Raw genomic sequence first — 20,287 nt, forward strand, 5'->3', positions numbered from 1 at the left:
GGAAATGCCCAGGGTCAAGGGCGGAATTGTCACACGACGAAGGCACAAGAAGATCCTCAAGATGGCCAAGGGTTTCACCGGAGCCAGGAGTAAGATATTCAGAAGGGCCAATGAAGCCATTCTTAAGTCGCTAGCTTATGCATATCGGGATAGACGCAATAGAAAGCGCGAAATCAGAAGTCTCTGGATTGCCCGAATTAATGCCGCTGCTAGGGCAAATGGCATCTCTTACAGCAGGCTCATGGACGGGCTCAAGAAGGCAGGGGTGGAAATCAATAGAAAGATGATAGCCGATATGGCTGTTAATGATGCTGCCGGCTTTGAGGAGCTGGTCCGGGTTGCAAGGGAGTCAACGGTCAGATAGAGAACCTATAAGCTCTCCTCATAATCCCAAGATCAAGCTTGTCCGGCGCCTCCTCGAAAACAGGGGCTTCAGATATGAGTATGGGGCATATGTCATAGAGGGCGCGCGGCTTGTGGATGAGGCTATAGCTGCGTCTATTGATCTTGAATTTGTCCTATTTGCTCTGGATTTTGAGGAAAGGGAGCCGGGCCGGAGGCTCCTTCAAAAGGTACGGGATAGCGGTGTGCCTCTGATCCCGGTAGCGCAAGGAATTCTAAGCCGTCTCGCCGACACTGTCACATCACAGGGGATACTAGCGGTTGCTAGAATCACCATGCAGGATGCTGAAACCCTCATAGGGTGTTCTATCGGCGAATTGCCGCTGATCCTGGTCTGTGACGAAATAAAGGACCCAGGTAATCTGGGTACGATCTTGAGAAGTGCGTGGGGATTTGGCGTGTCCCTTGTGGTGCTGCCGGAGGGTTGTGTCGATCTCTACAATCCAAAGGTTGTCCGGTCGGCCATGGGGGCCATTTTTCATGTCCCCGTTGCTATTTTTGAGAAATCTACCATTGAAGCGATAAGATGGCTCAGGGCTCACGGTATAGCCATCCTGGCATCGAGCCCCCATGCCAGGCGATATTGCCATCAATATGATTTCGTGCGTCCTGTCGCGATTGTGTTAGGAAACGAGGCCTGGGGAATCTCCCAGGAAATAGCAGAGGCTTCCGACGACATCGTCGCGATCCCTATGCCGGGCGGCAGCGAATCATTGAATGTAGCTGTGGCTACCTCGATAGTTCTCTATGAGGCCGCGAAACAGCGTCTTGTAAGGGGCGAGAGGCTGTGCTATAATTCAGTTTGACAGGGGCGGCCGTATCACCAGTAAAGGGGTGTTGGTCCCTATGTTTACAGCAGATTTTTTCTGGAGAATCTTCGAGGTGACCGGATCGATAAGGGCATATCTCATATACCGGCGTCTCAGAACGCAGTAGAAGATATGGTTTAGAATGCGTGCTGGCCCGCGACGGGCCCAGGGTCACAGCCTCGTCCCTTGACGTCCGGTTGTGACCTTTTTAGTATGATTGGGGTTTGTCGCGATGTTTACATGTCGTTTGATATTCATGCAGGAGGTTTTCCAGAATGCAACAGAAGGTAGCTGAGATCAAGGATAGGATGATCCGTGACATAGAAGCTGCTGGTTCGGCATCCCACTTAGAGGAGGTTAGACGCTCATATCTCGGTAAGAAGGGAATTATAACTCAGCTACTAAGAGGCCTGGGTCAGATCGACCCCGGCGAGAGACCTTTGGTGGGGCGCCTTGTCAATGAGCTCAAGGATCTATGTGAGGCCGAGCTCGCCAAACGTGAGCAAGAGATCAAGTCGCGGGAGGCGCAAGAGGCCCTTAAGAAGGAAACCCTTGACATATCTATGCCCGGTAGACGGGTCTGGGTTGGAAGGAAGCACCCACTTACCAGAGGCTTCGATGAACTCGCCAGGATCTTCAGCAGAATGGGATTTGAGGTTGTCAAAGGACCAGAAGTAGAGCTAGACTATTATAATTTTGAGGCGTTGAATACCCCGCCTGATCACCCTTCCCGTGACATCCAGGATACATTTTACGTGTCCCCGAAGGTCGTTCTCAGGACCCATACCTCACCAGTCCAAATCAGAACCATGGAGTCTCGAAAGCCTCCGATCCGTGTCATCGTTCCGGGCAGGGCGTACAGGGCCGATGCCACCGATGCTTCTCATTCGCCGGTTTTTCACCAACTTGAGGGATTGGCCGTTGATCGTGGCATAAAGTTTTCGGATCTCCGTGGCACACTTGCCGCCTGGGCGGTGGAGTTTTTCGGCCCCGAGACTCGTACGCGCTTCCGGCCGCATTTCTTCCCATTTACCGAGCCAAGCGCGGAGGTGGATGTAACATGTGTAATGTGCGGCGGTTCTGGTTGCCGGCTCTGTAAGGGAAGCGGATGGTTGGAAGTAATGGGGGCAGGCATGGTGCACCCAAAGGTCCTTGAAAACGTTGGATATGACCCGGGAGAGGTCAGCGGATTTGCTTTTGGCATGGGAGTAGATCGTCTTGTGATGCTGAAATATGGGATCAGCGATATTCGTTCTCTTCTTGAAAACGATATGCGCTTCTTGCAGAGTTTTTAACGCGCCTCGTGGCTAGATCTTAGGAGGTAGAGGAATGCGGGTTCCCCATGATTGGCTGATGGAATATGTTGAGTGTGACAGGGATCCTGACGAAATCGCAGAGCTCATGACCATGACTGGCACCAAGGTGGAATCCCTTGAGCGCGATGACTCGGGCAATATCGTATATGATCTTGAGATAACGCCTAACAGGCCTGATTGTCTGTCAGTCATAGGGGTTGCACGCGAAGTTGCAGCCGGGCTTGCGAAACCACTCAAGGTCGAGATTCCTGAGGTCGCTGGCAAGGGTGATAGCGTCGAGGATTACATTTCTGTAGAGATCCAGGATCCCGATTTGGCGCTGCGCTACATAGCAAGGATAATAAGAAATGTAAAGATCGGACCATCTCCGCTATGGCTTCAGCGTCGTCTCGAGGCATGTGGAATCCGACCCATATGCAATGCGGTCGATGTGACCAACTATGTCATGTTGGCCTGTGGTCAGCCGCTCCATGCTTTTGATTACAACATGGTGAAGGGTCGCAAGATCATAGTGAGGCGGGCGAGGCCCGGGGAAAGCATTGTCACCCTTGACGGTGAGACCAGGGAATTAAATGGAGAGAATCTTGTAATAGCTGATGCTGAAAGGCCGATAGCCTTGGCAGGGATAATAGGCGGGATGGATTCTGAGATCACCGATGATACATCTATCATTCTCCTAGAATCTGCTAATTTCCTTGGGCGCAACATATACAGGACATCCAAAAAGATGAAGCTCCGTACTGAAGCTTCGCTGAGATTTGACAAGGGACTTGATCCTGAACTCGCGATGATGGCTCAGAATATGGCGTGCGAGCTCTTCGAGAAATTGGGAGTTGGGGAGGTGGCTCGGGGCCTGGTGGATGTATATCCAGCGCCTGAGAAGAAGAGATTCTTCTCTCTCAGCGTTGATCGCGTCAACCACCTCCTGGGGACCCAGCTAGCCTCCAAAGAGATGATAGATATCTTATCAAGACTCGAGATACCTGCATCCGAATCCCGGTCAGGAAGTATCGAGATACAGATTCCTAGCTTCAGGCGCGACCTGGCGATAGAGGCAGATTTCGTGGAAGAGATTGCGCGTATCTATGGATATGAGCGCTTTCCTCTCACCATGCTGTCTGGATCGATTCCCGAGAGGATCAGGGGATTCAAGCAAGATCCCGAGGATATCTCTAGAGAGATCCTGTTAAGGCTGGGGCTGACCGAAGCCGTCACGTCGAGCCTGGTAGGCCAGTGGGCCCTTGACTTGATTCGCCTGCCTGAAAATCATCCGCTGAGGGAAGGAGTTAGGCTGGAGAACCCACTCGTGGAAGAACAGAGCATGCTCAGAACGACGTTGCTTCCCAATGTGATCGCGGTCTTGAAGGGCAATGCGGCCAAGGACGTATCAGATGTGCGTCTGTTTGAGCATGGCAAAGTTTATCTTCCTGAAGAAGGAAAGACATTGCCAAAAGAGAAGAGGTCTGTGGCTGGGGGCATAATGGGACTTGTAAGCCCGCCAACGTGGGGCGTTTCCGAACGTGATTTTGATTTCTATGATCTCAAGGGGATAGTTGAAGAGTACCTTGATGAGATGGGGGTAGAGGGATACTCCTTTGAGAGGACTCAGCATCCGGCGCTTCATCCCGGCAGGACTGCAGCTCTCATGATCGGTGGGAAATCAGTGGGAGTATTCGGGGAATTGCACCCTCAGATCCGCGAGGAATGCCATCTCCCCCATCGAGCATATGTCTTTGAGTTCGATTTTGACCTGATAGCTCAGTCCATTGTAGCCAGGGTCACAGCCAGGGAGGTCTCCAAGTTCCCTGAGGTGAGCAGGGATATTGCCTTCATCGTGAAGGAAGATGTGCCATACGCGCGTATTGACAATATAATTAGAGAGGCCGCCACGGATTTATTGGAGGATCTCAGGCTCTTCGATGTCTATACAGGGGCGCAGATCCCCAAGGGATATCGGAGCCTTGCCATCAGGATGGTCTTAAGGGCCAAAGATAGAACGCTCACAGATGAAGAGGCTAATGAGATTCGTGCAATGGTATCAAAGAGGCTTCAGGGGGAATGTGGGGCAGAAATAAGGGCATGAGCATATTGAGTGCCAGGGATTATCCGTGGGAGGTGAGGTCGGTGGCCAAGTCTTCAAGCGCCCAGACTCCGGCCGGTGGTCCCGAGGTTGCTCCTGTGAAAAAGTCCAGGGTTGCCGTGAGGATAATGTCAGATGAGTATACCATCGTGGGCGATGCCGATCCTGAATATATAAAAGAGTTGGCCGCTGAGGTAGATTCACGAATCCGCCAGGCTCTTGAAGCTAACCGAAAGCTTGCTCGCGCTCAGGCTGCGATCCTTACCTGTCTAAACATGGCTGATGAACTGCACAAGCTCAAGGCTCAGTATGAAGAGCTGGTTCAGCTCATAGAAGGCAAAAGGTAGCCTTTTATCATTCTTGACCAGCGTTTTCTGAGGACCGGGACGGTGAGGCAACCTTGGATTGGATAAGCATTCTCATATTGGTCATCTTGATCTTCTATGCTGCCAGCGGATTGAGGCAAGGACTCATCAGGCAGGTAATCCACATTTTCGGCATAGTGCTTGCCCTTCTTTTGGCCTTTCGTTATTTCGACGATGTCGGAAGCATAGTGGCTCAGTATGTGCCAATCTCTGCCGGGATTTCAGGGGTTGTGGGATTTGCCGTCATCATCCTTGCAGTATTGGTGATCGCCTCCCTGATAGGTCACCTTTGGTCGCGTCTTGCGCGCATGACTCCGCTTTCGATGCTGGATGCCGTGGGCGGAGCGGCCTTTGGCTTGTTGAAGGGCCTCATTCTGGTATGTATCACCCTTGTTTTGATCTCGGCATTGCCTTTCTCAGGTATTCGCTCTGCGATAGATGGATCTGCCATTGCCTCCGGCATCCTCTCCTATGCTCCAACCCTGTACAGCCGGATTGAAAGATCCTTGCCTGCTGACGCGCCTAGACTCATGATCACACCCGAGGGAATCAGGCTGCGACGCATAGACTTTCAGAAACTTGATGGGGCCACATGCGTGGCCTGCGGTGGTAAAGTGAGATTTGTGGGGATAGTCCAGAGAGGATACCTTAGCGCCCCTAAGTTTGTATGTACAAGATGCGGCCGGACTAGCGACGGGTGCCAGACATACCAAGGTTTTCATCTTATATATGACAAATGCCCTGTAGATGAGGCAAAGAAAGGATTTCGCATCGACTGCAAAGTATGGCCAAACAATAGATTCGTTTCACCGCGGGGGCCATGCCCCGTATGCGGCGCGACATTAGACAGGCGTGACCTTAGGTAGAAAAGGATGGTGCGATGTATGGATACAGAAACACTGGTTGTCGGAATACTCATGTTTGCCGTTTTGATTGCAGGGATCTATTTTGCCAACAAGGTAGACAAGCTGGTAAAGGCGCAAAAGGAATCTGAAGCTAGAGAAAGGGAGAAAGAAGGGGCTCGCCGGGGCATGCCCGCGCAAAAGCCGCGGCGTCCGGGGCGTTAGGATTGAAGGGCGATGACAGAAAATCTTCAGATCGCGGCCATTTTTCGTACCATTGCAGACCTTTTGGAGATTAAAGGTGAAAACCCGTTCAAGGCCAGGGCATATCGCCGGGCCGCGGATAGACTGGAAGGGCTTTCTGAGCCGGTCTCAGCTCTCATTCCTCAGGGTAAGTTGAGGCAGCTGGACGGGATAGGTGAGGCGATCGCAAAAAAGATAGAGGAATTTGTCTCTACGGGCCGGTTAGCCTATTACGAAAATCTCAAGGCCGAGGTCCCACCTGGATTACTTGAAATCCTTGACATCCCGGGGGTCGGTCCGAGGACAGCCCGGAAGATCCATCTTTCGCTGGGCATCTCAGGTATCGATGCCCTCGAGGCTGCGGCAAAGGCGGGCAAAATCAGGCATCTGCCTGGGATGGGGGTGAAGACGGAGCAAAATATCCTCCATGGGATACAGCTTCTCAGGGGAAAGACCGGGCGAATTCCAATCGGTATGGCACTCCCTGCGGCAGTGGGTCTTGAAGAGGCGATCAAGAAACTCCATGGGGTGGAAGAGGCCAGAGTCGCCGGAAGTATCAGGCGTATGAAGGAAACCGCCGGGGATATAGATGTAGTTATCGCTACTACTGACCCCGCTGCTATTTTGCAATCCATCGTCCAACTGGAGCCTATTCGCGAAACATTATCCCTCGGAGATACGAGGGCCAGGGTGATGACCCGAGAAGGCATCGAGGCCGACCTCTGGGCTGTGAAACCGGCTGAGTTTTATGCCGCGCTTCATCATGCTACCGGCTCAAAAGCGCACAACGTGAGGCTGCGGACCCTGGCGCATGAGCATGGGCTGAAATTGAACGAATATGGCCTTTTTCGTGAAGATGGCGCCAAGATATCTATAAACCACGAAGAGGATATTTACGAGATCCTAGGCTTAGAATATATAATCCCCGAGATGAGGGAAGACTCTGGAGAAATTGAAGCCGCTCTCGATCACTCCTTGCCAATTGCGATAGACCCCCTGGATATAAAGGGAGATCTGCACATGCATACCAACTGGAGTGACGGCATCTCTACCATCGAAGAGATGGTAGAGGCTGCCCGAAGGCGCGGCTATTCCTATCTCGCCATTTGTGATCATTCCAAATCTCTGGGAATAGCCCGGGGATTGAGTGATGAGGACATCATGAAGCAGGCGGATTACATTCGTCGCTTGAATGATCGGATCCATGGGATCCGGGTCCTTGCCGGGATTGAGGTTGATATTAGAAAAGATGGCACCCTCGACTACCCCGATGAAATCTTGTCACAGCTAGATATCGTGGTGGCGTCGATTCATTCTGGCTTCCGGCAGGAGAAGGATATCATGACACAGAGGATAATCACCGCGATTCGCAACAAGAATGTAGATATCCTGGCTCATCCTACAGGCAGGCTTCTGGGAAGACGCGAGCCGTATGATGTTGATATGGAAGCCGTGCTTCGCGAAGCCGCCGCTTCGGGCACCATTCTCGAGATCAATTCCTACCCCGATCGCCTCGACCTCTCAGATATATGGGCGAGAAGGGCTGCCGGCTACGGAATAAAAATCTCCATAGATACAGATGCTCACGCCCCTGATCAACTGTCCTACATTGCCTTCGGTGTCAGCGTAGCAAGGCGGGCCTGGCTCACAATTGAAAATGTGGTAAATTCCTGGCCCTATGAAAAGCTCAAGACCTACCTTGACAAAACCATCTCCGAATAAAGCCTCCTCTTACACCCAATACTATGTTAGAATCTATACCTTGCGGGTGAAAAGTCGATTTGGCAATAGTCGGAAAAGCAATTTTCATGTACCTCTTCGTCCTTCTGATAATACGTCTCATGGGAAAGCGTGAGGTGGGGCAGCTTTCGCCCTTTGACCTCGTGGTCGCAATAATGATCGCTGACCTGGCAGCGCTTCCTTTAGAAGAACGGCATATCAAGATCAGTGAAGCAGTAATACCAATCATTGTGCTCACTGTTCTTGAGGTAGGGATGGCATATACCAGTCTTAAGAGCAGTCGAGCTCGCAACATAATCGTCGGTGAGCCGACGGTGGTCATCGAGAATGGGCGGATCCTGGAAGGGAATCTGAAGAAGCTCAGGTATAACCTCAACGATCTCCTGGCGCAGTTGAGGGAAAAGGATGTTCATAATATAGCTGATGTGGAATATGCCATCCTGGAGACGTCCGGTAAGTTGTCGGTCCTCAAAAAATCGCAAAAGCGGCCAGTGACTCCTGAAGATCTCAAGATACCCACTTCCTATGAAGGAGTGCCGTTTCCCCTCATTGTAGACGGGGAGATCAACTATGAGAACCTAAATCGGCTGAATCTAACGATAAAATGGCTTCAAGATGAATTGCACAAACACGGCTGTGACTCCCCACGGGATGTACTTTATGCCTCCATGGACAGCCAGGGGAACCTTTATGTTTCGTTGAAGCAATCAGCGGAGTTCAGGAGGGCGCAACTGGACCAGCGCTAGGAAGAAAAGGGAGCATCGGTTCTATAGAAGGAGGCATTGGGGGCGGATGTTCCTCTGATTAGTGCCATAGAGGAGGCTCATGAATGGAAAGGAGGTCTATCTGTGGAGCTGTCAAAAGATTTCAAGGAACGATATGTAAAAACTTTACAGGGGCGGGAATTCATTGTCTATGGAGGTCTTCTTGACCTGGCCCGCCATGCTGGTCTCAGGAGGATAACCACAAACATCGTCCAGATCCCTAACGCTGAAAATGGGATGTATGCTGTTGTCGAGGCAGAAGTGGAGACAGGAAATGGCGTTTTCAAGGAGGTAGGCGATGCCTCTCCTTCCAGTGTGAATAGGACCATCCTGCCTCATATCCTGCGCATGGCGGCCACAAGGGCTAAGGCTCGAGCGCTGAGGGACGCTGTCGGGGTGGACCTGGTGGCTCTCGAGGAGCTTGGCGATGCTTTGCCGGAAGATGATATTCCTTCACCGCCCAGACCCGAAGAAATTGTGATCGGATTTGGCAAATATGCCAAGAAAACTCTCGGCCAGATCCTGGATATGGATCGTGGCTATATTGAATGGTTGAGAGATAATGCTAGGGATGAGATCGTGCGAAAGGCAGCAAGGGACCTGCTGTCAAATAGGCCAAATGAGCCTGAAGATGATATAGAAAAATTGAGAGGCCGTGCGGCACATGCCCCGCATGAACTTATTCACGAGGATTCCCGAGATCAATTTCCTCAGTAACCTCCCAACCCCGCCCGTGACGGTGTCGCCAGGCCACGCCGTGTTCCTTCCCTTGACAGCGAGCTAATTCTGAATTAGATTACTCTTGTCATCAAGGGGGGATGAATGTGGATAGGCAGGGCGAGACAATAATGGACTCAAGGACCATTGAAGTCCTTGAATTTAGAAAGATCCTTTCCATGCTTGCTGCAGAGGCTGCATCTTCCCTGGGGAAAGAGCTGGCCATGTCTCTGACTCCCCGCGCGAGGCTTGAAGAGGTTCAGCTTCTTCAAAGAGAGACTACTGAGGCGAGAAGGGCCATGGAAGAAGCGGGGGAGCCTCCGCTCGGCGGCATACATGATATCCGCTCTTCACTCGGCCGCGCAAAAACTGGCGCTATTTTGGATCCCCGCAGTCTCCTAGATATCTTGAGCACCATTGAAGGGGGCGCACGCCTCAAAGATTATCTCGAAGATCTGCCTGAGGAATTTCAAATCCTCAAGGAGTATGGCAGAAAAATCATGAGATTCAGGGAACTTGAGAATAGAATATACGGCGCCATTTCTGAAAATGGAGAGATACTTGACTCTGCATCCCCTGAACTCCGCCGCATCAGGGCGGAGATACGATCTACCGAATGGCGTATCCGTGACAGGCTTGATTCAATGGTGAGATCTACTGACACGCAAAGATATTTGCAGGAACCCATAGTCACGATGCGGGACGGGAGATTCGTGCTTCCGGTGCGCCAGGAATTCAAGTCCCAGATTCCGGGCATAATTCATGATCAGTCGGCAAGTGGCGCTACTTTGTTTATAGAACCCATGGAGATCGTGGCGCTCAACAACCATCTTCGCGAACTCGATGGTAAGGAACGGGACGAGATCGACAAAATACTGAGTGAACTCTCCACCAGAGTTGGTGGCCAGGCAGAAGACATAGGAGCAACTGTGGAAACTCTTGCGCAGCTGGATTTCATTTTCGCTAGAGGGCGCCTTTCCAGCAAGATGGCTGCTACCCCGCCCTCCTTGAATATAGGCGGCCATTTTAATTTAGTGAAGGCAAGGCATCCACTGCTTGGCAAAGACGCGGTCCCTGTAAGCCCCCACCTTGGCCGAGATTTCAGGACAATGGTCATAACCGGGCCGAATACAGGCGGGAAGACTGTCACATTGAAAACGATAGGGCTTCTTCACTTGATGGCCCAGGCGGGCCTTCATGTGCCAGCGAGTTCAGGGACAGAGATCGCTGTATGGAAGAGGATCTTTGCCGACATCGGCGACGAGCAAAGCATCGAGCAAAATCTGAGCACGTTTTCCGGCCATATGGTGCATATATCCAATATCCTCAGGGAAGCGGATGAAAATACTCTAGTCTTGCTGGATGAACTCGGCGCTGGCACTGATCCTGCCGAAGGGGCCAATCTTGGCCGCGCTATCCTTGAATATCTTCATGAGAAGGGATGCAGGACTGTGGCCACTACCCATTATGGGGAACTGAAGGTCTTTGCCTATAAGACCCCGGGGGTCATCAATGCATCGACAGAATTTGATGAGGAAACGTTGAGGCCCACTTTCAGGCTTCTGGTTGGTGTGCCGGGGCGGAGCAGCGCCATTGCTATAGCGCGGCGTCTTGGCCTCCCTGAGAGGGTCACTGCTAGAGCTGGAGAACTCATGGGTGAAGAAGGTGTTAAGCAGGATTCCATAATATCTGAGCTGCTGGAAGATAGACGCAAGGCCGAGCTCCTGAGGCAAGAGAGTGAAGCCATGTTTAGTGATGCGTTCAGGACTATAGAATCAGCCAGACGCGAATTGACCCGAGCGCGGCAGGAGAGATCTGAGATCCTCGAGAAGGCAAGAGATGAGGCAAATAGGCTCTTGCGGAAGGCGCGTCTCGAGGCCGAGCAAGTCATAGATGAATTGAAGTCCATGCGCAAACAGATTAGTTCAGGGGGAACTGCCCAGCATTCTCTCGATGATGCCATTCGTCGTGCCCGTGAGAATGTCAAGAGCCTGAGACAGATAAGTGACACTATCGAATCGGAAGAAGGATATGAGGATTTGTCACAGGCTACAGCTCCAGCAGATGCCGAGTCTCTGAAGCCTGGCGCTCTGGTGTTCATCCCAAGATTCGGAAAGAAGGGCCTTGTATTGCGTTCACCAGACGATGACGGCAGGGTGGAGATCCAGGTCGGAGTGATAAGGACCTCTGTTCTCGTATCCGACCTCAAAGTCTGGCGGGATGACAAAATTCCGCGTGATATGGATACGGGAGGCAAACAGGGAGCGAAAATGCTGGACCGGGTGTCTCTCGAAAAAGCCAGGACTATACCGACAGAGCTTGATCTCCGAGGCCTTACGGCAGATGAAGCCTTATTGAAGTTAGAGAAATACTTGGATGACCTTTTGCTGGCTGGGCTTACGAAAGCGAGGATAATCCATGGCAAGGGCACAGGGGCTTTGAGACAAGCCGTGAGGGAAAAATTGAAAACCCTGCCCCACGTCACGGACTTTAGATTCGGAGAACAGGGCGAGGGCGGGGATGGGGTCACTGTTGTGACGATTGGCTAGACTGGTCTGCTGGATATGACCCACCGGGCGGCACCTGGGGCCCATAACGCGCCGCCTGGGATCCGTCAGATGGCGATTGCGACCCATTTGTTGGCAGCATCTCCGCGGCCTGCGGCGGCTCATGGTTACCTCCTCCCTCGGCTGTTGGCCCGGTGGCGCCAGCCGGTCTTGCGCCTTGATGTATATCACAGTATTCCCTTGGAATCTTGCTAGATATATCTATGGTTCCATCCGGCAGCATCTCGGCACCTGATTCTTTGAGGTAGGTTTTTGTCACGACCTTGTCTTCCGGGCAGGCACCGGTCGCCAGCTTGCCTGATTCTGTACATATCCTAGCCGTGATGAAGGCGCCGTGGATGTTACAAAAGGTGGTTGGCTCCGTGCCCTTGATGAAGACCTCTTTTGTCACATTCGGACATTGTGGCGTGGCCAGGAGCCCTGAATCTTTGCATATAGATACACCCACATCGATCCCCGCGGGCACTGGAAAGTCCCGGGGTGGGGTTTTCCTTAGCGCGGATTTCATGAATATCCCCCAGATTTGTGCCGCCCTTGAACTGCCGATTGCGGTGCCTCTATAGATCAGAGGTCTAGATTGTATATCATTGCCTATCCACACTGCCGCCACCAAATCTGGAGTATATCCAACAAACCAGGCATTTGTATTGTCACTAGTTGTACCCGTCTTGCCCGCCGCGGGTCGGTCAATGTTGGCTGCCTTACCCGTCCCTCGTTCGATGACACCCTTGAGCATATCAGTCATTATATAGGCCGTCTTCTCATCGAGTACCGCTCGCCTTACCGGATGGTATTCCTCCAGCACATTTCCGTCCGGGTCCTGCACTTTCAGGATAGAGATTGGTTCCGCCAGTATGCCGCCTGAGGCAAGGACCGCGTACGCCCTGGCCATTTCAAGAGGAGTCACGCCCCGGGTGAGCCCGCCGAGCACTAGAGAAAGATTCCGATCATTGTGGCTTCCTGACTCAACGAGGCTTGTAATGCCCATACGTTTGGCATATTCGATGCCAGTGGATACGCCTATTTCATCGAGGAGCTTCACTGCCACGACGTTTACCGATTGTTCAAGGGCCTGTCGTAAAGGAATGGGCCCGCGGAATTTGTTGTCGTAGTTCTTCGGTTTCCATGGCGTGGAAGAACCAGATACAGCATATTCAACTGGTGAATCTATCATGATGGTGGCAGGGGTATAACCCTTGTCGATGGCAGCGGTATAGATGAATGGCTTGAATGCTGAACCAGGTTGCCGATAGGATTGGACAGCTCTGTTGAATTTGTCCTCCCCGCGACCTCCTACCATAGCCTTTATGTAACCTGTTGAAGGATCGATGGCAACTAGCGCTCCTTGTGGCTGGGTCAGGCCTTTTGAGTCCTTCCTGCCCGATGGCAGGTTATCATTTAAGGCCTTCTCCGCAACTTTTTGCATGTCAAGATCAAGGGTGGTATAGACTTTGAGCCCACCTTTATACACTCTGTCTTGTCCATATTGTTCGAGAAGGTGCTGGAGTATGTAGTCTATGAAGTAGGCGGCATGTCTCTTGTTGGGCTTGAGCCCAGCCAGCCTTATGGGCGCCCTGCTCGCATCTGCTTCATCTTGGGCTGTTATATACCCCTGTTCTCTCATCTTGGCCAGCACCGTGTCACGACGATTCCTGGCGGCTTCTAGGTTTTCGTACGGGGAATAATAGTTTGGACCCCGTGGTAACCCCGCCAGGAGAGCGCATTCAGGCAATGTAAGATCACGAACGTGTTTTCCGAAATAAAGCTGGCTTGCAGCCTCAACCCCATAGGCCCCGTGGCCCAGATAGATCTCGTTCAGATAGAGTTCCAGGATTTGGTCTTTGGTATATCTTCTTTCAAGCTGGATTGCATACAGTACCTCTTGGAGCTTTCGTGTAAATGTCTTATTTAGGGTCAAGAAGGCGTTTCTAGCCAATTGCATGGTTATGGTGCTCGCCCCCTGCACCAGCCCGGCATGGCGAATGTCCGCGACAATGGCCCTTGCCACAGCTATGACGTCTATACCATGGTGCTCGTAAAAACGGGAATCCTCTGTAGCAATGATGGCATTCCTGAGGTTCTTCGGTATTTCAGATAGAGGCACCCAGGTACGATTTTCTACATAGAGGCGGGTTATAAGCCTGCCGTTTATATCATATATCATGGTTGATTCACTAGGGCGATACTCTATGTCCTCCGGTCTGGGCATATTTTTGAGCGCCCCGGCTACGATTCCTATGGCACTGCCTATCGTGAATGATACCGTTAGAAAGGCGACTATAGAAATACCTAGAACCAGGTTTCTGATGAGTCTTACCATGGTAGCGGCGGCTTTGACGCCTAACACCTCTTATCCCCTTGTTTCTTATACAATTATATCATACATAACAGCCTTTACCTATGTGGGGCAATTGACCCTTGAAGAATTTACATGTTATACTCTTCGCGAGAATACAAGGAAGAGGCGAAATAGATGAGTCCGGAAAAGCAACTCGGCATCTTGAAACAAGGAGCTGCTGAAATAATCAACGAAGAGGATTTGCTGACAAAACTCAAGGATTCGGAGAAGAGTGGTCGCCCGCTCAGGGTGAAGCTTGGGTTGGATCCGTCTGCTCCTGATATCCACCTAGGTCACGCTGTGGTACTGCGCAAGATGAGGCAATTTCAGGATCTCGGACATGAAGCGATATTAGTGGTGGGGGATTTTACCGGTCGGATCGGGGATCCCACTGGAAAGTCTGAGACAAGGCGCCAGCTCTCATCTGAAGAAGTGGCCAGGAATGCGAGGACATATCAGGAGCAAGCTTTTAAGATACTGGACCCGGAAAGGACCAGGATCGTCTTTAACAGTGAATGGCTTGCTAGATTGACTTTTGAAGATATCATAAAGATGGCTTCAACCTATACTGTCGCCAGAATGCTGGAGCGTGAAGAATTCTCTATGAGGTTCCAGCAAGAGAAGCCTATATATATTCATGAATTTTTCTATCCTTTCATGCAGGCATATGATTCTGTCGCCCTGAATGCTGACGTGGAACTGGGGGCCACGGAGCAGAAGTTCAACATACTTATGGGCAGACATCTTCAGAAGGAATATGGCCAGGAGCCTCAAGTAGCGATGCTCATGCCGATCCTAGTTGGCATCGATGGTAAACAAAAGATGAGTAAGAGCCTGGGGAATTATATCGGGGTATCTGAAGCACCCGAGGAGATCTACGGAAAAGTCATGTCGTTGCCAGATGATGTCATGGCCGATTATTTTGAACTCGCAAGTGGTCTTCCGCATGAGGATGTGCATCATATAACCCGATCATTATCCAAAGCGGAGATTCACCCAAGAGATGCCAAAAGGTATCTCGCTTTCACCATAACTGCTCTCTATCATGGCAAGGCCGCAGCAGAGAAGGCCCAGGAACAGTTTGACCTTGTATTTAGGCAGGGGGATGTTCCGGAGGAGATACCCGAGGTCAGAGTGCCATCTAGCGAGTCCAAGGACGGGAGGATCTGGGTGGCAAGGCTTCTTGCTTTGGCTGGCCTTGCACCAAGCAACAGCGAGGGGAAGCGCTTGATAGCGCAAGGGGCTGTCTCTATTGACGGAGAGAAACTCTCGGACCCTATGGCGGAGGTATCCATAGGAAGAGATGGGCTGCTGTTGAAGGTCGGAAAGAGAAGGTTCGCCCGGATATTTCCGAGCGGGGGTTGACTTTCTTCACATCCTGGTCTGCAGCCGCATAAGATGATGTGATAGGCAATTTCCGACGAGCGGTGAAGGCCATGATGTCAGATCTTCGCTGGTACATCACGCGTTGGCTCCGGTCCTGTGGCTTTTATGGGATCTCGAGTCTATTCTCCGGGCGGCCGCCGTTGGCATCAAGATATGCGCCTGTTCCAGGGCGAAACGGTTTTTCGGTCACCATGTCGCGGGCCGAGAGGATAGCGCTGCGCGGAATTCGTCTTGTTATAGTCTTGAGCCTTATTGTATTCATTGGTCTTATAATCTTCATGATAGTGGATCGTCGTCTGATGCCGACTCTGCACCAGATTGCCGAGGTGCGAGCTAGAGTTGTTGCGACGGAGGCTATCAATGACGCTATAAGCAAGAAAATCGCTGGCACCATCAAATGGGAGGATCTCTATGCCTTGAGGCCCGACAGCCGCGGCCGTGTAGTTCTCGTGCAGCCTAATACAGCTGAACTCAGCCGCCTGACTTCCGATGTATCCATTGCTGTGCAGGAAAACCTGAAGAAGGCTACTGAGGATGTCATCCGCATTCCTCTCGGTCAGGCCCTTGGCAGTCAGATTCTAGCAAACATGGGGCCCAGAATCCCCATCAGGATAGCTTTGATAGGCAGCGTGAAAACAAGCATCCTGAGCAGATTTGAGGAAGCGGGGATAAATCAGATAAGGCATCTCATATACGTCAATGTATCGAGTACCATTCAGGTCGTGGTCCCGCTTGTCAGCACCATCGTTGAGGTGACGAATCAGGCTCCACTGACCGAGGTAATCATCAATGGCGAGGTGCCCATGGTCTATGTGAGGGATGGATTGGGCTCAGGGTCGATTTCAGGCGGGCAAGATCAAAATCAGAAATCAGATTGAGAACTCAGATTAGCCGTCATGGCTGCATGGCTGAATTTGGGCGCTGTGCGGGAGCCCAATTTGACACATATGAGGGGGCGAGACGCCCCCTCACACCAGATTGACCATCTGATCTGGCCGTTTTCCTTATTCATTAATAGTCCATGCCGCCTCCCGGAGGATATGGCGGAGCGGGCGTCTCCTTCTTGGGGATGTCCGCTATGATAGCCTCGGTGGTGAGCAGCATGGAGGCTATGCTGGCCGCATTCTGGAGGGCAGATCGTGTCACCTTCACAGGATCCACGATACCTGCCTTGACAAGGTCTACATATTCCTCTGTGATGGCGTTCAGGCCGAACCCGGGCTTCTTTTCATTTCTGATGCGCTCCACTACTACAGAGCCTTCAAGACCGGCGTTGTTGGCAATCGTCTTGAGGGGCTCCTCCAGCGCTTTCTTTACGATCATCACGCCGACCCTCTCATCGCCGGTAACATCGATCTTATCCAGGGCCGGGGCGATATTTACGAGGGTTGTTCCTCCACCAGCGACGATACCTTCCTCTACGGCCGCTCTGGTGGCAGCCAGGGCATCTTCGATACGATGCTTCTTCTCCTTGAGCTCGGTCTCAGTAGAGGCTCCAACCCTGATGATGGCTACGCCTCCCGCCAGCTTGGCAAGGCGTTCCTGCAGTTTCTCGCGGTCATAATCAGAATCTGTCTCTTCTATCTGTTTCTTGATCTGGGCGATGCGGCCTTTTATCTTGTCGGTGTCGCCTCTGCCCTCAACGATTGTGGTCTTCTCACGGGTGACCTTGACCGTCTTGGCCTGGCCGAGCATGTCTAGATCGATCTTTTCAAGTTTTACGCCGAGATCTTCAGAGATGAAAGTGCCTCCCGTCAGTATTGCAATATCCTGGAGCATCTCCTTTCGCCTGTCGCCAAAGCCAGGAGCCTTCACAGCAGCGCAGGATAGCACGCCACGCAGCTTGTTGACTACCAGGGTAGCCAGGGCTTCGCCCTCAACGTCCTCCGCGATGATAAGGAGGGGCTTGCCTGTCCGCGCTACTTTCTCGAGGAGTGGGAGCATATCTGTTATATTGCTGATCTTCTTCTCGTGAATCAGGATATAGGGGTCTTCCAGGACCGCCTCCATAGCCTCGGAGTTGGTCACGAAGTATGGAGAAATATAGCCTTTATCGAACTCCATACCCTCGACTTTTTCTACGGTGATCTCAATACCTTTGGACTCCTCCACGGTGATGACACCGTCTTTGCCCACCATTTCCATTGCTTCGGCTATTTTTTCGCCAATGGCCGGATCATTGCCTGCAATGGAAGCCACATGGGCGATGTCTTGTTTGCCCTCAACGGGAATCGCCAGTTTTTTGAGTTCCTCTACAGCCACGTCAACGGCTTTGTCGATCCCCTTCTTTACAAACATGGGATTGGCGCCCGCGGCTACATTCTTGAGACCCTCAACCATTATGGCCTGAGCCAGGACCGTGGCAGTGGTTGTTCCATCTCCTGCCACATCGTTCGTCTTGGATGCGACCTCACGGCAAAGCTGGGCTCCCATGTTCTCATAAGGATCTTCCAATTCTATCTCCTTGGCCACTGTCACGCCATCCTTGGTTATGACGGGTGACCCAAACTTCCGCTCGAGCACCACATTCCTGCCCTTAGGGCCGAGGGTGACCTTGACGGCAGATGCTACGGTGTTGACTCCTCTTTCAAGGGCACGCCGGGCTTCCTCATCGAAAGCTAATTGCTTAGCACCCATTTATGTAGTACCTCCCTTTTCTCCTTGATCTAGAAACTCAATGATTCGATGACATGGAATGAGACTCTATAGAGAGATCAAATACGCTGGACGAGATCCCCATCTATTTTATGGCGAGAATGTCACTTTGCCTCAGGATGATATACTCCTCGCCATCGATCTTGACCTCGGTTCCGCCATACTTGGCGAAGATGATTTTGTCGCCAGGTTTTACGTCCATGGGCGCCCTCTGGCCATTATCAAGAAGTTTGCCGGGACCCACGGCGATAACCTCACCTTCTTGAGGCCTTTCTTTGGCAGTATCTGGAAGAACAATACCGCCCTTGGATCGCTCTTCTTCGGTCTTTGCCTTGACTACCACTCTATCCTCCAGTGGTTTTATCATTACTTTTTGTACCTCCTTTACCTGGAAATGTAGGGGACCTTTTGGTGACTCTTGTTAGCACTCGCCTTAGGTGAGTGCTAACAATCCGTACACAATAATATCCATGGAGAATTCTCTTGTCAATAGGACAGCACATAAAATCTTTGAAAAAACTCTACGGGATGCGCGATTCAGACAGCCCCTCCAGCAATTTCAAGAGCTCTTCTTCCCCCGACACGACAATGCCCTTCTCCAAATCTTCTCGTTCTGCTGGAGGGAGGCCGGAGACTGGGATCTGTGTGATGGACTTGACCTGGCACCTGGCGGCGGGAGTGCCATAAAAGACGGCTACAAACCCATCTTTGACACCGACATACATGGTCCGGCGACATTTGGGAGACATGCCCGGACGATGAGACTCAAGGATCACGCGCCCGGGGGAAAACTCGACAATATTCCAATCCTTACATTCTGTTTTCAATCCTTCTCGGTCGAGCCCTATCATCTCGGGTGGGGCATCGCGGCTTTCTACTTCCTCATGGCCACATTCATATATGACTCTGGTTACCACAATGGTGTCTTTGCCTATCGTGGCGCCAGTCGCTGCCTTCCCGGCCGCTCCATCGAGCGGAGTCGCTGCCTTGGTATTTGATGATTTCCCGGCCTTCAGATACTGAGTTATCCGGTCCCTGGCACTCTGAACCGTCTGTTGCTGCTGGTAGCTCAGCCATGAATACGAAAGACTGGCGGATACAAGGGCGACCAGCGCCAAAAGTAAAATAGTCTTGAACCGCGAAAGCACAGGGTAATCCTCCTCTGGTGAAATCAGGAAACCAGTTCATGTCTGATGAATCAAATATAGATTACCCTGATCGCGACAAAATATACCCTCTTTATGAAACTCCTGGTATATCCTTCGTAGCCGTGGCAAAGACCATATCAGGCTCCGGCCAGTTGTTCCATCTCTTCGTCGGGTATGTCGAAGTTTGCATAGACCTTGCTTACATCATCATGATCCTCTAGATCCTCCACAAGGGCCAGCACCTGCTGGGCCTCTTTACCTGTGGTCCTTACGGTAGTCTTGGGCACCATGGTGATCTCTGCCTTATCAAAGGGGATACCGTTTCTCTTGAGATATTCACATACTTCATTGAGATCATCGGGCTGAGTAGTGATCTCCGCTATGCCGTCTTCCACCTTGAGGTCGAGGGCTCCCGCCTCGATGGCGTGTGCCATGAGCTCATCCTCGGTCTTCCCAGAAGAAGCGAGATCAATGGAGATAACCCCGACTCTATCGAAGAGCCATGCAACACAGCCAGATTCACCCAGGTTTCCCCCGTGGCGCGCAAAGATGTGTCTTATGTCAGAAGCGGAGCGATTTTTGTTGTCGGTGAGGACGTCCAACATTATAGCTACGCCCCCCGGACCATAGCCCTCGTAGCTGAGTTGCTCGTAATTCTGGTCTTCCCCTGATGCTCCGGCTCCTCTCTTGATGGCCCGCATGATGCTGTCATTTGACATATTGACAGACCGGGCCTTTTCGATCGCCATGCGGAGCTTGAAGTTAGCCTCCGGATCCCCACCGCCCTGTCTTGCGGCCACTATGATCTCCCTGGCTACTTTGGTGAATATCTTCCCCTTTTCGGCATCAGCCTTGGCCTTCTTATGCTTGATATTCGCCCACTTTGAATGTCCCGACATAGTCATCCCCTCCTCG

At 51.7% G+C, this 20,287-nt stretch carries 19 protein-coding genes; 14 read left to right on the forward strand and 5 right to left on the reverse strand.

Going from position 1 to position 20,287, the window contains the following annotated elements; all coding sequences use genetic code 11:
• The first annotated feature begins 4 nt into the window (after positions 1–4).
• From rplT to HPY52_07535, 12 genes are all read left to right on the forward strand, one after another.
• Positions 5–364 carry a 50S ribosomal protein L20 gene (gene rplT, locus HPY52_07480; protein ID NPV80108.1) on the forward strand — a complete coding sequence of 120 codons (360 nt, stop codon included), beginning with the start codon at positions 5–7 and terminating at the stop codon, positions 362–364.
• Complete coding sequence (locus tag HPY52_07485; GenBank protein ID NPV80109.1) at positions 339–1,208, forward strand: RNA methyltransferase; 870 nt, start codon at positions 339–341, stop codon at positions 1,206–1,208. The genes rplT and HPY52_07485 overlap by 26 nt, the downstream gene beginning before the upstream one ends.
• A 40-nt stretch (positions 1,209–1,248) precedes the next feature.
• Positions 1,249–1,338 (forward strand): YqzL family protein, encoded by a 90-nt coding sequence (locus HPY52_07490; protein NPV80110.1) that lies wholly within the window; start codon positions 1,249–1,251, stop codon positions 1,336–1,338.
• Between the two features lie 148 nt (positions 1,339–1,486).
• Positions 1,487–2,506 carry a phenylalanine--tRNA ligase subunit alpha gene (pheS, locus tag HPY52_07495; GenBank protein ID NPV80111.1) on the forward strand — a complete coding sequence of 340 codons (1,020 nt, stop codon included), beginning with the start codon at positions 1,487–1,489 and terminating at the stop codon, positions 2,504–2,506.
• Between the two features lie 34 nt (positions 2,507–2,540).
• A complete protein-coding gene (locus tag HPY52_07500) occupies positions 2,541–4,610 on the forward strand; it encodes a phenylalanine--tRNA ligase subunit beta (GenBank protein NPV80112.1) in 2,070 nt (689 codons plus the stop codon).
• Positions 4,611–4,651: 41 nt separating this feature from the next.
• On the forward strand, positions 4,652–4,954 hold the full coding sequence (locus tag HPY52_07505) for a cell division protein ZapA (protein NPV80113.1): 303 nt from the start codon (positions 4,652–4,654) through the stop codon (positions 4,952–4,954).
• A gap of 53 nt (positions 4,955–5,007) precedes the next feature.
• Positions 5,008–5,838 carry a CvpA family protein gene (locus HPY52_07510; GenBank protein NPV80114.1) on the forward strand — a complete coding sequence of 277 codons (831 nt, stop codon included), beginning with the start codon at positions 5,008–5,010 and terminating at the stop codon, positions 5,836–5,838.
• 18 nt (positions 5,839–5,856) lie between these two features.
• Positions 5,857–6,039, forward strand: coding sequence for a hypothetical protein (locus HPY52_07515; GenBank protein ID NPV80115.1), 183 nt, complete (start codon positions 5,857–5,859; stop codon positions 6,037–6,039).
• Between the two features lie 12 nt (positions 6,040–6,051).
• Positions 6,052–7,779, forward strand: a complete 1,728-nt coding sequence (gene polX / locus HPY52_07520) for a DNA polymerase/3'-5' exonuclease PolX (protein NPV80116.1) — start codon at positions 6,052–6,054, stop codon at positions 7,777–7,779.
• 86 nt (positions 7,780–7,865) lie between these two features.
• On the forward strand, positions 7,866–8,543 hold the full coding sequence (locus HPY52_07525) for a DUF421 domain-containing protein (protein NPV80117.1): 678 nt from the start codon (positions 7,866–7,868) through the stop codon (positions 8,541–8,543).
• Between the two features lie 102 nt (positions 8,544–8,645).
• Positions 8,646–9,278: a hypothetical protein gene (locus HPY52_07530; GenBank protein ID NPV80118.1), complete on the forward strand. Its 633-nt coding sequence runs from the start codon at positions 8,646–8,648 to the stop codon at positions 9,276–9,278.
• Positions 9,279–9,385: 107 nt separating this feature from the next.
• A complete protein-coding gene (locus HPY52_07535; protein NPV80119.1) occupies positions 9,386–11,827 on the forward strand; it encodes an endonuclease MutS2 in 2,442 nt (813 codons plus the stop codon).
• Here HPY52_07535 and HPY52_07540 read toward each other — a convergent pair.
• Positions 11,805–14,192: a penicillin-binding protein 1A gene (locus HPY52_07540; GenBank protein ID NPV80120.1), complete on the reverse strand. Its 2,388-nt coding sequence runs from the start codon at positions 14,190–14,192 to the stop codon at positions 11,805–11,807. The two genes, HPY52_07535 and HPY52_07540, sit on opposite strands and share 23 nt — an antisense overlap.
• Positions 14,193–14,318: 126 nt before the next feature.
• Here HPY52_07540 and HPY52_07545 point away from each other — a divergent pair, with 126 nt between their 5' ends.
• Positions 14,319–15,548, forward strand: a complete 1,230-nt coding sequence (locus HPY52_07545; GenBank protein ID NPV80121.1) for a tyrosine--tRNA ligase — start codon at positions 14,319–14,321, stop codon at positions 15,546–15,548.
• Between the two features lie 161 nt (positions 15,549–15,709).
• Positions 15,710–16,447 (forward strand): sporulation protein YunB, encoded by a 738-nt coding sequence (yunB, locus tag HPY52_07550; GenBank protein ID NPV80122.1) that lies wholly within the window; start codon positions 15,710–15,712, stop codon positions 16,445–16,447.
• Between the two features lie 133 nt (positions 16,448–16,580).
• On the opposite strand, the gene groL is transcribed toward yunB, so the two are convergent.
• The 4 genes from groL to HPY52_07570 all read right to left on the reverse strand — a co-directional run bounded on the left by groL (position 16,581) and on the right by HPY52_07570 (position 20,271).
• On the reverse strand, positions 16,581–18,206 hold the full coding sequence (gene groL / locus HPY52_07555; GenBank protein ID NPV80123.1) for a chaperonin GroEL: 1,626 nt from the start codon (positions 18,204–18,206) through the stop codon (positions 16,581–16,583).
• Between the two features lie 103 nt (positions 18,207–18,309).
• Positions 18,310–18,591 carry a co-chaperone GroES gene (groES, locus tag HPY52_07560; GenBank protein ID NPV80124.1) on the reverse strand — a complete coding sequence of 94 codons (282 nt, stop codon included), beginning with the start codon at positions 18,589–18,591 and terminating at the stop codon, positions 18,310–18,312.
• Positions 18,592–18,745: 154 nt separating this feature from the next.
• Positions 18,746–19,372, reverse strand: a complete 627-nt coding sequence (locus tag HPY52_07565) for a hypothetical protein (protein NPV80125.1) — start codon at positions 19,370–19,372, stop codon at positions 18,746–18,748.
• A gap of 137 nt (positions 19,373–19,509) precedes the next feature.
• Positions 19,510–20,271, reverse strand: coding sequence for a YebC/PmpR family DNA-binding transcriptional regulator (locus HPY52_07570; GenBank protein NPV80126.1), 762 nt, complete (start codon positions 20,269–20,271; stop codon positions 19,510–19,512).
• Positions 20,272–20,287: the final 16 nt, after the last annotated feature.

Source organism: Bacillota bacterium (genome assembly GCA_013178415.1).
Taxonomy (GTDB): domain Bacteria; phylum Bacillota; class SHA-98; order Ch115; family Ch115; genus Ch115.

Excerpts from the sequence above, each read along its gene's own strand:
- HPY52_07570 (NPV80126.1), bottom strand. The coding sequence starts at position 20,271 with ATGTCGGGACATTCAAAGTGGGCGAATATCAAGCATAAGAAGGCCAAG.
- polX (NPV80116.1), top strand. The coding sequence starts at position 6,052 with ATGACAGAAAATCTTCAGATCGCGGCCATTTTTCGTACCATTGCAGAC.
- HPY52_07515 (NPV80115.1), top strand. The coding sequence starts at position 5,857 with ATGGATACAGAAACACTGGTTGTCGGAATACTCATGTTTGCCGTTTTG.
- HPY52_07545 (NPV80121.1), top strand. The coding sequence starts at position 14,319 with ATGAGTCCGGAAAAGCAACTCGGCATCTTGAAACAAGGAGCTGCTGAA.
- HPY52_07490 (NPV80110.1), top strand. The coding sequence starts at position 1,249 with ATGTTTACAGCAGATTTTTTCTGGAGAATCTTCGAGGTGACCGGATCG.
- pheS (NPV80111.1), top strand. The coding sequence starts at position 1,487 with ATGCAACAGAAGGTAGCTGAGATCAAGGATAGGATGATCCGTGACATA.
- HPY52_07500 (NPV80112.1), top strand. The coding sequence starts at position 2,541 with ATGCGGGTTCCCCATGATTGGCTGATGGAATATGTTGAGTGTGACAGG.
- groL (NPV80123.1), bottom strand. The coding sequence starts at position 18,206 with ATGGGTGCTAAGCAATTAGCTTTCGATGAGGAAGCCCGGCGTGCCCTT.
- groES (NPV80124.1), bottom strand. The coding sequence starts at position 18,591 with ATGATAAAACCACTGGAGGATAGAGTGGTAGTCAAGGCAAAGACCGAA.
- HPY52_07525 (NPV80117.1), top strand. The coding sequence starts at position 7,866 with ATGTACCTCTTCGTCCTTCTGATAATACGTCTCATGGGAAAGCGTGAG.
- rplT (NPV80108.1), top strand. The coding sequence starts at position 5 with ATGCCCAGGGTCAAGGGCGGAATTGTCACACGACGAAGGCACAAGAAG.